Annotated in this window: 10 protein-coding genes and 2 tRNA genes; 6 read left to right on the forward strand and 6 right to left on the reverse strand. The window is 41.4% G+C overall.

Features of this window, described 5'->3' with window-relative positions:
• Positions 1 to 217: 217 nt before the first annotated feature.
• The gene (locus NH399_RS08840; protein WP_253039051.1) at positions 218 to 538 is read right to left on the reverse strand and encodes a hypothetical protein; all 321 of its coding nucleotides are present in this window, start codon (positions 536 to 538) and stop codon (positions 218 to 220) included.
• Between the two features lie 136 nt (positions 539 to 674).
• On the opposite strand from NH399_RS08840, the gene NH399_RS08845 reads away from it, so the two are divergent.
• The 3 genes from NH399_RS08845 (at position 675) to NH399_RS08855 (ending at position 1,698) form a co-directional block, all read left to right on the forward strand.
• Positions 675 to 1,211 carry a hypothetical protein gene (locus NH399_RS08845; RefSeq protein ID WP_253039053.1) on the forward strand — a complete coding sequence of 179 codons (537 nt, stop codon included), beginning with the start codon at positions 675 to 677 and terminating at the stop codon, positions 1,209 to 1,211.
• Positions 1,212 to 1,530: 319 nt separating this feature from the next.
• Positions 1,531 to 1,606: transfer RNA gene (locus tag NH399_RS08850), tRNA-Asn, on the forward strand.
• Between the two features lie 17 nt (positions 1,607 to 1,623).
• Positions 1,624 to 1,698 (forward strand) — tRNA-Lys (locus NH399_RS08855).
• 25 nt (positions 1,699 to 1,723) lie between these two features.
• Here the strand turns inward: NH399_RS08855 and NH399_RS08860 are convergent.
• Both NH399_RS08860 and NH399_RS08865 read right to left on the reverse strand, forming a co-directional pair.
• Complete coding sequence (locus NH399_RS08860) at positions 1,724 to 4,486, reverse strand: DUF4157 domain-containing protein (protein ID WP_253039055.1); 2,763 nt, start codon at positions 4,484 to 4,486, stop codon at positions 1,724 to 1,726.
• 228 nt (positions 4,487 to 4,714) lie between these two features.
• Entirely contained in the window at positions 4,715 to 5,680 is a 966-nt protein-coding gene (locus NH399_RS08865) for a hypothetical protein (RefSeq protein WP_253039057.1), read from the reverse strand.
• A gap of 139 nt (positions 5,681 to 5,819) precedes the next feature.
• On the opposite strand from NH399_RS08865, the gene NH399_RS08870 reads away from it, so the two are divergent.
• The 3 genes from NH399_RS08870 to NH399_RS25905 all read left to right on the forward strand — a co-directional run bounded on the left by NH399_RS08870 (position 5,820) and on the right by NH399_RS25905 (position 12,020).
• Entirely contained in the window at positions 5,820 to 6,581 is a 762-nt protein-coding gene (locus tag NH399_RS08870) for a hypothetical protein (protein ID WP_253039060.1), read from the forward strand.
• A 40-nt stretch (positions 6,582 to 6,621) separates the two neighbouring features.
• Positions 6,622 to 7,524 (forward strand): polysaccharide deacetylase family protein, encoded by a 903-nt coding sequence (locus NH399_RS08875; RefSeq protein ID WP_253039070.1) that lies wholly within the window; start codon positions 6,622 to 6,624, stop codon positions 7,522 to 7,524.
• A gap of 155 nt (positions 7,525 to 7,679) precedes the next feature.
• A complete protein-coding gene (locus NH399_RS25905; RefSeq protein WP_253039072.1) occupies positions 7,680 to 12,020 on the forward strand; it encodes a Calx-beta domain-containing protein in 4,341 nt (1,446 codons plus the stop codon).
• A gap of 58 nt (positions 12,021 to 12,078) precedes the next feature.
• On the opposite strand, the gene NH399_RS08885 is transcribed toward NH399_RS25905, so the two are convergent.
• The 3 genes from NH399_RS08885 to NH399_RS08895 all read right to left on the reverse strand — a co-directional run bounded on the left by NH399_RS08885 (position 12,079) and on the right by NH399_RS08895 (position 13,808).
• Entirely contained in the window at positions 12,079 to 12,360 is a 282-nt protein-coding gene (locus tag NH399_RS08885; protein ID WP_253039074.1) for an SET domain-containing protein-lysine N-methyltransferase, read from the reverse strand.
• A 283-nt stretch (positions 12,361 to 12,643) separates the two neighbouring features.
• Positions 12,644 to 13,324: a hypothetical protein gene (locus tag NH399_RS08890; protein ID WP_253039076.1), complete on the reverse strand. Its 681-nt coding sequence runs from the start codon at positions 13,322 to 13,324 to the stop codon at positions 12,644 to 12,646.
• Between the two features lie 196 nt (positions 13,325 to 13,520).
• Positions 13,521 to 13,808 carry a hypothetical protein gene (locus NH399_RS08895; protein ID WP_253039078.1) on the reverse strand — a complete coding sequence of 96 codons (288 nt, stop codon included), beginning with the start codon at positions 13,806 to 13,808 and terminating at the stop codon, positions 13,521 to 13,523.
• Positions 13,809 to 13,820: the final 12 nt, after the last annotated feature.

Below are 13,820 nucleotides of genomic sequence, written 5' to 3' on the forward strand. Positions count from 1 at the left end.
CAACCTTGCATATGCCTTTTGACTTCCTGATGTCATGCCAATTGCAATAAAACATCCGGTCTTATTGCTGGGCCGAAATGCTACAGAATGGATAGAGTTTTAAAAAGGAAAATATGTAAATAATTTACAATAAATCCACATAGGAGATATATCTGCGAGCAGCTGTCGACAAACTGAGATATACCTCTTAGTAGTAGTTATCTTATTGATTAATCGGTCACTTTTTCAAGCGCTTTTGTAACGTGCTATCAATGATACCGCGAAGCAGCGAACGGAAGCCCAGCGTGTCAACAAACAAACCCGCCATTAAATACCAGTACCATTCAGGCGTTTCTTTTAACGCTTCAAATCCTTGCTTTACATAAATCTGCATATCTGGAATAAACGATAAAATGATTGGAACTGTTCCAATCACCAATAAGTATTCATCTTTCCAGCCTCGTGTTTTTAACGCAACTAAATCGAGATTGATGTCTGCGGCTTCCTGATTTTCTGCACGTCTGATTTTACTTTGAGATTCAGCCCTTAAAACTGCCAACTGTGTCTCTGTTTTTATTTTCTTGATTTCTTGTCGACAACTCATCCAAGAACATTATCAAAATTTGTGTTTTATTTTCTTTCATGCCGCGTGTTAGGTTTGTAGAAATATCTACAAATAACAAGGAGTAAACAACATGAATATTCTTGGTCCTATTAAATCACTCTTGGCTTTTCAAACCCTCTCTTTAAAGAGGGTTGAAGTCATTGCAAGCCTAATAGAGAAGAACATTCTTAAAGATAAAGAACTTGAAGAAGCAAAGGAGTTTGTTAGAGCGGGGGCCTATGAAGTTACAACAACAATCAAAGCAGACAAAGAAATGAGAGAACTGCTGTCAGTGTTCTATAACACTCACAAAGATAAGCTAAGTGACCTACGTAGGCGCTTACGCTTTGCTCTCCCATATTTAAAGCCCTGTCCTAGAAAAGTAATTGGCGTGACTATTGGCAAAGCTGAGCTGGGGCTTTCAGCGTTCTATATCTTGGTTGCTTTCTCGCTGTATTTAATGGGTAAATATGCTTTGCGAATCATTAACCCCGAAAGCACATCTCTTGTAAAGGCAGGTTTAATTGCAACAGGACTTGTCCTTTTACTTATCGCTATAGTTTATGTACTGGCAGCATTTAAAATTTTTACCGCACTAGGCCTTAAACGTTATATAAACAAGAACTAATTCTCACTAATCAAGCTAGAAAAATAAGCAACCTCATTTTACATCATATTCCAATTTTTGCGTTGACCTTGCCTCAGCCTTGGCGGGCCTCATAAATTGGCCGCACTACTGAGATTGCATATTCACTAAAACCAAGTTAACCTCCATCAAGTGAGCCAACCTCGGTAGCTCCTCATAGAGGTCTACAAAAGGTCATCACAAGACATTTGGGTTTGTAAGCACTATCCGTAAACAAGCTTTATTTCCTTGCCTAAGAACTTCATTGATTATTGGCTGGCAACTCCACGAGAGTTCGAATCTCTCCCTGGGTACCATATTTGGAACAATAGCTCAGCTGGTAGAGCGACTGCCTGTTAAGCAGAGGGTCGCAGGTTCAATCCCTGCTTGTTCCGCCAATTTATAAGTAAGAAACGGAGTCTTGGCATAGTGGCAGTGCACCGGTCTTTTAAGCCGGCATAGGTTGGTTCGATTCCAACAGGCTCCACCAAATTTAGTTTGATGAACATTGAACTTTACACTTCCTCTGCCTCAACAAACCAGACATCATCACTACCAAGTTTTATCCATGAAGTTTTCTTGATCTGCATTTTTGAGTTGGGCATCAGCAATACTTCAGCTTCGTGTTGATACATTGACAGCCCACTGACGTCTTTTCCGCCTTTTCCTTTTAGATCGAGTTTGATTAACATCTTATTAGAAAGTGACCCAGCCGTCGTAAACTGCTCTCCCCTTGCACGTAATCGAGAGAAACTGGTAAACGTTGGAAAGTCGACTGTTTTTCCCTCAGAGTATTGAGTGCTAAACTTACTCACCCAATCTCCACGCCAAACTGTGACACCATCTTCTGCGGGTAAGTTGCTTAGTCCTTCGACTGTCATGTTGGCATGCATTTGTAGCTCAGGATAAATCTTTTCGATCAAATCCGATAGCCAGGTATCAATGTACCCCGTACGATAACTTTGTCGCTCAGAGTCACCCACATCAGGGTTGCCCAGAATATCTTTAATAGCGCCTTTTTTGGGTGTGAGAACATTAATCCACTCAACAGGGTTTGACTTAAGTTTTGTTAGCTCGTCATCTTCAACAGTAGAAATAGTTCCCTTCGTTTTTTTGGCCGACAACAAATAGCGTCTCGCATAGTAGTCAATAATATTCTCGAGCTTACTTTTAATGCTTTTCTTCGCCAGGGTTTCTGACATGTTAAAGCTCATAATAGAATTAAGGATGTTATGGGCACCGCTGGTATAAGTGTGGATCGCAATGGCATGAGCTTCCGTTAATTTTGAGTACTCAGCTTTTTTACCTCCCATCATCCCGTAGATTTTGTCTTTGCCTTGCTCAGCAATGTCCGTACCGCCAGGGCTTTTTCCGGGAACAACTGCTTGAGGGTTCGACGTGTCTTTCTCTAAGGTTTGTTTGTGGTAAATCCATTCATGAGGGAACATACCATCTTGAGCTACCCCACTTCTTAGTTCATCAGTGGTGAGTGGAGGAATATTCATATACATGCGGATCACGTCTTTAACTGAGCTTTCTTCGCCATCTCCTTTCACCCCCGCGATATGAGAACCACGTAGGATTTCATATAAAGAATGATCCCATGAGGTTAGCATCCATCCCATAATAGCAAGACGGAAGTTCAGTGGATTAGCCGTGGTGTTCAACCATTTAAACGAGCTTAATAACCTAGCCGTTGTACCTGATACGCCAGCCACAACAGGCATCTTCATTTTGTCATGTATGCGCTTGTACCAGCTGTTTTCTGGAGAAATCTTGAACAAGGCAGTGCCTTCTTCCCAACCCAGACTTTTATTTTTTGTCTTATCCTTTCGAAAATCTTCTTCGTTATTAAATAGCTTTTCCATAAAGGTTTTTGGCTTATCATCAGGGAATTGGTAAGCCAGTTCTCGAGCCGATAGTTCGACACCCATTTTTCGATAGTCTTCTGGTGTTTTTCGATGTGTATCTTTATCTAAATCGTCTCGCTCACTGCGGTCCATTTGGCTTTCTGCGATCTCTCTGGTGTTCGTAAGGCAATAATCGTCCGTTTGATAGGTGAGATTACCAAGAGCAAAAATATCTTTGCTGTAGTTATAGGATTTTTCTTCCTTAATGGTGCTAACCACTTTGTGAATGGCGGTGCGACTCCATCCATCCATAAATTTTCCTTGATCCTTTAGTGAGCCAGTATCGAGTCCCAGCTCATCACTTTTATCCCACTTTCCATTCAGCACAATATCATGGAGTATCGCTTTGAATCCTTCTTTAAGACTTCCACCATACCCCGCACCATAATAAGAAGTATTGTAAAATGCAGTCATACGTTCTCGCAGGTTTCCCTGCCCCAGTACTTTGAGCATTTCGGAAACATCGAGATCTAGCCCTACTTGCCCAGCACTGGTTTTATCATCTCTAAAAAATAGCTTCTTTAAAATGCCTGCTTTATCATCGGCAAAGTTATCTTTATAGTATTTTTCAAAAACATCGTACATCTTGACCATTGCGGTGTGCAAAGCCCCCGTCGCTTTGGGAGAGTGCGAGGCATAAGACCCAAGCTTTTTTTCATAAGTTTCAGCTTTGGGGAGCCACATGGGATCATCCAAAATATTTCCGTAGCCAGCTTCAAATGGCCTATCACCGATATCAGCTTTTTGCACAATGGACTTAGTCTGATGAATAGGAGCTCCCGAAGTTAAGCGATTGCTTTTTTGTGTCGTCGAGTGTTCGCCAATGGATAACGCCCTGGCTCCCATCACATCCGCTTCACGTTCCAGCCCTGCATCATCATTAATACCTACACCTTTAGTTTGTACCGTAGGCTGAACACGATTTTGCTTTTGCTGCACCACATGCCAAGCTTCGTGAGGTAGGTGTTGTTCCTGTCCTGGAGCAACATGAATTTGATTACCCTGCGCAAAAGCGTGAGCGTGAAGTTGTGCAGGTTGAGAAGAATTATAATGAACCTTAACATCACTCATAGAAATGCCAGAAAGAGACTCAATGCCTCCTCTTAAGGCTCCTGGTAAATTACCCTCTCCCTGAGGATTTAGCTGACTTACTTTCTCCGTCTGTTTTTGCACAACATCAGACTGGTCGACCTTCTGCTTTAACTGGTGTAAACGCTGTGCTTGATGACTATTATCAGCCGTGGCTTGCAGTTCGCCGATATCATTAGAAGCGGCACATGCACAACCGCCATCACATTTTAACTGAAGACTGCCACGAGCAGACTGACTCTCTGACGTTTTCGGTAGAGGCTCCTTGTTCTGCTTCATAACCAGACCTTATTTTTGCGACCTTAATGACTAAAAGCTCTCCATTAAAGGTAGCTATGCCGCCACTTCTTTTCAAACTAATGATTATCGAGATAGTCGCCAAATACCGCTCACAAAATTCAGTATTGAGATAAGCTAAAACATAAAGGCAACTCAGGCATGAGGTAAGGCAACCTATTTTCTAACCAGAGGAAAGTCAGAGGTAGACATATCATATTCTTATCTAACTTAATCATTGATGAGCTCTAACAAGCTTTCTCTTGATGAAATACCATATTCAATTAGCTTTTTTATTTCTTCTTTTCTTTTTTGAATCGCTTCATATCTTTCCTCACCATATTGCGTTCGAATAAACTGCTGTAAGCTCGCATTAGGCTCACAATTACCATCATTTTCTACTAGAATTTTCAACGAACAATCCAGAACAACTTCAAGTCGCCAATACCCTCTATCATTGCCTTTACATGGTTTACCAAAGTCACAAGCTAATAACCGCAGCCCTAGCTCAGTATCACTCCTACTAGCAGAAAGCCCTCTCAATCCATCGATAGTTTCATAACTCCCTTCATTAATGGACTTAAACATCGCCAGCCACTTTTCTTCACTTAGTTTATCTAACCACTTTATAGGGTCTTCTTCGTTGGGCGTATTTATCAGAGTATCAATAATCATGGCTGGAGGATAATTCGTCTCACTGGCACGTTTAAGCCACTCTTCATAACGCCCTGTTTCGCCGAAACCATTACTTTCAAAACCGGAGCAAAGTCGAATGTATATATCCTGGTACTCCATCATTACAGCTGTTTCTGGTGGGTCTTGGCGAACTCTAAACTCTTCCAATTCAGGAATACCCTCGCATGACAACAACACTCTGGACAACATATAAGCAGCTTCGCCATCCCCATTAAGCGCTTTGCTTTTCAAATCAATGGCTAAAGCATAAAAATCATCACTGTTTTGAAAATCATTTTCGTAACGGCTTCGATGCCGCTCAACGGCATAATGTTCATTGGACTCTTCAGTTTCTTTAACATCAATATCAGGCAGTTGAGTCGATACTGACTCTGATGTTACAAGAATACTCTCTCTGTTTTTAATAATCTCCTGTTCAACAATGTCTTGTTTTCCCATTACAATAAAGGCAATCATTCCAATTAAAATAAAACTCCCTGCAATAAGATAGCTCCGACTCACAAACTTCTCCGCTTTAGCTCATAACAATTGACTAGTCGCCTGCATCCATGATTTATTACAAAATACAACTAAATAACAACCTCTACTTATGAGACGCCACTTTCAAATAATCCAGAAGCTCGAGAAAGACAACGCCAGCTTGCAAAAAAAACAAAGTCAACAAAGCTCCTCTTCTTTAGCTATTACCGATGACAGAACAAAAGTTATTTTGCAAGATAATAGTGGTTGTCCAGTGTGGAGCACTCCATTTAAAGTTGCAGGAAGAATTAACAGAGCCCAGTTAACTGAGTCAAGAGTCATAATCACCAGCTTTTCTTTAGACTATCACGCTTGGGGTACATTGGGGCCAGTCTACCTTCTTAACAAAGAAGATGGTGCATTAATTAAAGAGTTAAAAGGAGAAACAGCCGCAACTCTCGCCAATGGAGACTTTCTCCTTGGCCTCGAAGGCTATGACCTCTTTGACACCTGGCTTTATGATTGCGACGGGAATCAAAAACAACAATGGAAAAGCTATGGCCACTATGTCGTCGATAAGAATGACATTATTGTACTAGAAGCCGATAGACGAAACCCAACTCAAGCTCATGTTGTACGATTGAAAAGTGATGGTTCAATAGAAAAAGGTGTCGACTTGCATTGTGGCTCTGTTTCAGAGCCTATTGTGCTTAAGGATCGATCCATTGCATTTATCGATAGTGGTAATTTTCGAGTGGTCAATAGAGAACTGGAGGAAATAGCGATAGAGCCTTTGATCGCTATAGATAAAGATAACGCCTATCGATTTATTAGTGATCTTTATTTCGAAAGCAATCAGATAAGAATCAATATTTATGAAAGAGAAAATAAGTCTCCTTACAATTACAAACTTCACAGTTGGCTAGTACAATGGGCAAAATAACTTACACTACTTGCATTAATAATCGAATGGGAACTCTTAAGTGAAATATCGAATACTCAGTCTTTATATCCTCCTTTTTTCTTGCTCAATACAATCAAAAGAAATAGCCATCACTTTTGATGATGCACCACGTTCAAACAGTCATTATTTTTCTGGTGCAGAAAGAACCAAAAGAATCATCAATGAGCTTAAACAACATGACACAAAAGCAATGTTTTTTGTAACTACAAAAAACTTGAATGCCAAAACTCAGCAACGAATCGATAACTACCATAATGCAGGACATCCTCTCGCTAACCATAGCCAAAGTCATTTATGGCTACACCGTACGCCTGTCAAGGAATATATCCAGGACATATTGGTGGCCGATAAGAAACTGGCACACTATAAAAACTTCCAAAAACTTTATCGCTTTCCATTTTTAGACGAAGGACGAACAATCGAAAAACGCGACGCCCTAAGGCAGTTTTTGAAATCCAACGGATACAAAAATGGATACGTCACCATTGATAACTACGACTGGTATATGGACAGCCTTTTTCAAAAAGCAACCAAAGATAAACTTCGCTTAAACAAAGAAAAGCTTAGATCCTTTTACGTAGACACACTGGTTAGCGCAGCAAACTACTATAATGATCTGGCGGTTAAACACTTAGAAAGAAGTCCAAAGCATCTACTACTGTTACACGAAAACGACCTGGCAGCCCTTTTTATTGGTGACTTGATCACAGCTTTGAAAAAAGATGGCTGGAAAATCATACCTCCCCTTAAAGCTTACGAAGACCCAATTGCTACACAAATACCCGATACCTTATTTAATGGACAGGGACGAATCGCCGCCTTGATAGCCGAAAAAGGCGTGCCACGAAAACAACTGATTCACTTTAGTGAAGATGAAGCCAAGCTTAAGCAGTTATTTGAAACCGACGTAGTGACCCAATAACCCGACCTATATCCACGAATAGCCTTCAGGGAGTTGCGGTAAGCAGCTCCTACCACTTTTGTTCAAATATCATTCACGTATCCACACTGTCTCCACATTTCCCCCATAAATTGCAAATCTCATATATAAATACCAACTTCTACTGAGGTCGATTCGTGAAACTAAACTTAGGCGTGCTGCTTTCTGTGCTTGTATTAGCGGGGTGTAATACTGCTGATGATGGCCAAAATGGCTCAGACGGTTTAAACAGTCTGCTAGATATATCCATAGAGCCTTCGGGCGAACATTGCGCTTTTGGCGGTCAGAGAATCGACAGTGGCTTAGATCAAAATCGTAATAGCACCCTTGATATTGAAGAAATCGAGTCGACGGAATACGTATGTAATGGTGCTGATGGCCGCGGCTACACCAGCTTAGTGCAAGTCACAGAAGAGCCAGCAGGTAACGCTTGTCCTTCAGGCGGTCTTCGCATCGAAACCGGTTTAGACAGCAATTACAACAACCAGCTTGATAGCTCAGAAATCTCTCAGTCACGCTTCATCTGCCATGGTAATGATGGACAAAATGGCTTAACCAGTCTGATTGATACATTAGAAGAGCCACAAGGTGCTAATTGCGCTGCTGGAGGCCAGCGCCTTAACACAGGCCTTGATCGCAACCAGAACCAGATACTGGACTCTGACGAGATAACCAATGTTCATTTTGTTTGTAATGGTGTCAACGGCATTGACGGAATCAACGGAACTCAGGGACTTAGTAGTCTGGTTGATATCACTCCAGAAACAGCAGGTACTAACTGCTCCGCTGGTGGCCAACGAATCAATCTCGGCTTTGATCTCAATGCCAATGGAGAATTATCCGCAGACGAAGTGACCAGTACACAGTTTATTTGTCATGGTAACGACGGACAAAACGGCGGGCTCAATAGCTTAGCCATAACCAGTAACGAAGCCGCAGGTGCTAACTGCACTTATGGAGGCCAGAAAATTGAAACTGGACTCGACGAAAATAACGATGGCGCACTTAGTCTTGATGAAATTGAGCATACAGCTTATCTCTGTAACGGTGCAGACGGCACAGGTACACCAGGACTGAACAGCCTCGCCATAATCACTCAGGAGCCGTCAGGCTCAAATTGCAGTCATGGTGGACAAAGAATTGATACAGGAATCGATGACGACCGCAGTGGCGCTCTATCTGTTGATGAAATTGATGCTACCCAATACGTTTGTAATGGAACAACAGGAAGCGGTGGAATAGCCAGTCTGGTAGACGTTATCTCTGAGCCAGCAGGAAGCAACTGCGAAGCTGGCGGCCTAAAAGTCAACTCAGGGCAAGACAATAATGCTAACTCGATTCTCGACGATAATGAGATCAGCAATACAGATTATGTTTGCAACGGCTTAAACGGAAACGATGCAATTAATAGCTTGGTCACTATTATAGACGAACCCGCTGGGGCTCATTGCTCTAACGGCGGACAGAAAATTTTGTCAGGACAAGATGACAATGCAGACGGAGCTTTGTCAGATGACGAAGTCGACATGACTCAATATGTTTGTAACGGTGATCAAGGAACCAATGGTCTTCAGAGTCTGGTTGCAATTAATAACGAAGCCGCTGGCAACAATTGTACGCTTGGCGGTTTTCGAATAAACACTGGTATCGACAGTGATAGAAATGGTGTGCTTGCGGATACAGAAGTGCTTCATACTCAATACATATGCCACGGTATGAATGGTGACGATGGTGTTCAAGGCACATCGAGTCTAGTCAATATTCAAGAAGAGGCTTCTGGCGCTAACTGTGCAGCTGGAGGTTTAAGAATCGAGTCTGGACTCGATAACAATCATAATGGTCTCCTTGATGACTCAGAAGTGACTGAGACAGAATATGTTTGCAATCAACAACAACCTCTTACTGTCACCATCAATGATGTTTCTATGCCAGAAGGTAATACTGAACTCACTTTTACCGTGCAGCTATCTACAACACAAACGGCAGATACTCATTTTAGTTATGGCGTCATTGATAGTACAGCAACTAAAGACATAGATTATGAAGCGACGGCTGGCAACTTGACGATTCCTGCAGGTAGCCTTAGCGGATTTATCAAGGTTAATCTATTAGACGACAACGAGTATGAGTGTGATGAATATTTTCTTCTCCAATTGAATGGAAACACAGGTAACCACTCTGCTTTTGGCATCATCACTTATGATGGAGACGCAGGACCAGAACTGACTTTTTCTTCACCCACCACGAAAGTAAAGGAAAATGAAGGTAACGCCCACATCGCTCTAGCGCTTTCTTCTGCTAGCTGCACAGACACAAAAGTATCCATTGATTACCCGGGTGGCTCTGCTACAGATAGTGATTTCACAAAAGTTAATGAAGTAACAATACCTGCTGGGGAACTCACTGCAACTATCGCCTTGCCAATCATCGATGACAATGACAAAGAAGATCGAGAATCCACAACACTGAGTATTTCTTCTAACGATCAGGTAAGTATTTTTAATAACACTCACGAGCTTGTTATTTATCCTGTCAATAAAAAACTATTCAGTGGTTATTATGGGACTTGTGCATTAACAGAAGACAACCTGGTGAAATGTTGGGGGTACGGTAACGACTATAACTTTGCAACAGGCGAGCAAGAAAATATTGGAGACAACTATGCAGAAGCTGAAGCAGAAGTGATAGCTTGTCACAATGGTTCTCAACAAAGCCTGACAAAAATATTTCGTTACAGTGCAGGCAACGGCTCGACATGTGATAGTCATGGCGGTATAGGTTATCAATACGGTATCGACTTAAATAATGACCAAGAGTTGTCAGATAGTGAAGTGACTCAATCTCAAGATCGATGCAGTACTGCTACAAGAACCTTTCTTATTGCTGAAGCAGAAGCAGTGAACGAAAGTTATGTATGTCCAGACGGTGGCTATCGCATTTTGTATGGTACGGATGATAATAACGATGGTGAACTAAAAACTAACGAAATGGGTCAAGCTGTAATAGCTTCCAATATTGGTGATGCCAAAGTTATTGATATGGGCTTAGGGGAGTATCACACCTGTGCTCTGTTTGATACACAAGAAATAAAGTGCTGGGGCAGAAACAAAGACGGCGTCTTGGGCCTGGGACAGGATTACACTGGCGAATTCGAATATATTGGTGATACACCATCAGAACTCGGCAACGCTTTAGAAGCCGTCAACTTTGGTGCCGATAAATATCCTACTCAACTTAGCGTTGGCAACGAACACAATTGCGCCTTGTTAAATACAGGCGAAATAAAATGTTGGGGTAACAATGAATCAGGTATTCTGGGTTATGGTGATATCGAACCACGAGGACACTCTGCCACAACCATTGGTGATAACCTAGCATCAGTAGATCTGGGAACCGATGCTTTTGGTCAAGTTTATACCGCCCAAAAAGTCTCAGCAGGTCACGACCATACTTGTGCACTTCTCAACGATGGAAACATAAAATGTTGGGGAGCAAACAATACTAATACTTTGGGTCGAGGTGACAATGTTGGAGGTAACATTGGTGATGACGACAACGAAATGGGCAACAACCTGGCGCTCATCAATCTGGGAACTAACCGAACCGCAACAGATATTTTTACCGGAGACAGAATAACCTGTGCAATACTGGATGATGCTTCGTTCAAATGTTGGGGAAGAAACTTAAGCGGCCAAATAGGGTTAGCCATTAAAGACCGATATGTTGGCAACGGCGGTATTGAGCGTACATGGACGGATTGCCATACAGCGACAGTTAACAAAGTCACAAAAATTGAAGCCTTCAATCCTGGCGGCGCTTCTTGCTCAGAGAACGGAGGAGTAAATATTTCAATTGGAAACGACAACAATCCTGCGAACGGAATATTAGATGATGGAGAAAGCAACACAACCTTTAGAGTGTGTCATGGTGATACTCTCAATGTTATTTCCCAAGTTATTAACCACTCTCCTGGTAGCGAGCAATGCTCTGAGTTTGGTGGCATTAGTGTAGAGTACGGTTACGATCATGGCAACAATGGCACCTTTGATAATGAAATGGGTGACAACCTCCCGGCCATAGAGCTAGGTACATCAGCTCAGGTTGTTGATGTAAATTTTGGCTGGGATCATACCTGTATCATACTATCTGATGAAACCTATAAATGCTGGGGAAGCGGCGAATACGGAGAGTCTGGTATGGACATTATTGAGAACTGGGGAGACAACAAAAACGAAACGCCAGCGGCAGCCATCTCACCTGACATGGGTTCAAATCGCAGAGTCATCGACTTTGGTGGCCGAGGCTATCACACTTGCGGCTTGCTAGATAACTTTGAAATCAAGTGCTGGGGCTATTCAGAATACGGCACTTTAGGCATACCTTTTTTCGAAGACAAAAGTATAGGTAATGGAGAAGACGAAGATGGCAACCCGGCTTTAGAAATGGGAGATAATCTACCTACCATCAAACTTTATTAGAACAGAAACAAGTAGGCCGAAACGTTTGTATTTCGGCCTACAGATCTTAGTGTACTAATTAATTTCTCTGATAATAACGACCATAATCACAGGTTACTTCTTCACCTTTTTTGATATCTTTATCTGCCACGACTTTACCATCACCATATATAGACAGATTGGGTTTCTCACTGTGTAAAATATGTTTTAAGTCATCAAGAAGAACAATCGGGTTCTTAAGGTTTTTATCAAACCAAACGTAAGGGCCATTTGATGCTGCTGGTAAAAAAGAAAACTCAACAGAATCACCTGGACGAATATCTTGTGTTGCGACTAACTTTCCATCGATAAATTGATACATAACGATACTCCTTGCTTTATTTTTCTAATAAAGAAAACATCATTCAGAGTAAATAGTAGTGACAACTCGAAAATAGAAATATCTCAAGATCTGTCACATCCCAGGAGTCTATTGTGCACACTAACTTGGACAACTTTTGTCGCCACAAAGTTCCGTTATACGTGAAGACAAAAAAGTAACATTCGGGCTTGCTATACAGAAAAGAAAACGCCCCCAATTTTCCTCAAAGAGTCAAAAGGGGGCTACAGAAGAATAGTTCGAGCGAGATGATTACAGGGAAAAATTAGTCTCGAGCATTGTATTCATAAACAATGCCATTAACCGTACGAGTAAAGTTGTGCTTAATAGAGCGCAAAAACTCAGAGCGCTTTAATGCGCTGAGAAAATCCAAACCATCATCGCCATTAATATGAGGGACTTCTGATTCAAAAGTTCGAGATTCAACACCCTTGAATACGGCATGAGAAGCTTCATGGTTTTGATTGAAACCTGTATCTGAGATGCCAAAAGTTCCAATCGAATCCGTTTTAAAACTGACTGAACTGCGATGATCTTTTAGCTGGGTGGCTTCGTCCTGCTCTAAATTAGCACGCTCAATTCGGCGTTTATGCATACGAAGCTTATCAATAAGCACTCGCTTATCATAAGGTTGAGTAATAACATCATCGACATAGTAACGCAGGGCAATGTCACGATTTTCTTCACTGGTATAATCAGCAATCAAGATAAACGCAGCATCAGAGAACTTTCGAAACTCGCCAAGTAATTGAAAAGTTGCCGTGTTAACAATTTTACTTTTAAAGATAACTAAAAAAGGACTGTACTTGATGAGCCAATAAGCAGCATCTTCATCCATATCTGCTCGATACATATTAAGATTAAAATACTTCAAATAGCCTTCAATATCACCAGCAAATCCCTTTTCGGCATCAACAACCAGTACATTCTCTTTATCCAGTGCCATTTGTTTCAACCTCCACGACTCTACATCTCGTTTCCATGCATGCATTGTATGATTGAAATGTGGAGCAATTATGCAGCAAATAAGGAAGCTAAAATTTCAATTTGAAATTTCAAGGATTTTCATCGCATCAAAAAACTTGAATCAACGAATATTAACCGCACTATTTTTCATAGTTATCAAAAGCTTAGACTACTTTTTAAGAAAATGCTACTGCACTAAGGCGAATTTCCTCTCCAGATTTAATTGGTATTTTCACCCTAAAATGTCCATTTTCTGTACAAGCAACATTAGGGCTGTCACTAAAAACGATAAACCCTAAACGCCTCATTATCTCCATAGGAGAAAGCTGGTCGAAATCCCAGAACAAATAAGGGTCGACAAAGTCAATGAGCTGTTGCAATACCTTTGCTTTTAAATTGAATACCGTTCCTACGCTGATCTGCCTTGAGGCAATAAGACGACCATTTTTTAACTCAAACATCATTTTCTCCTACAA

It is taken from the genome of Pleionea sp. CnH1-48 (assembly GCF_024124665.1).
Lineage (GTDB): Bacteria > Pseudomonadota > Gammaproteobacteria > Enterobacterales > Kangiellaceae > JAMXSB01.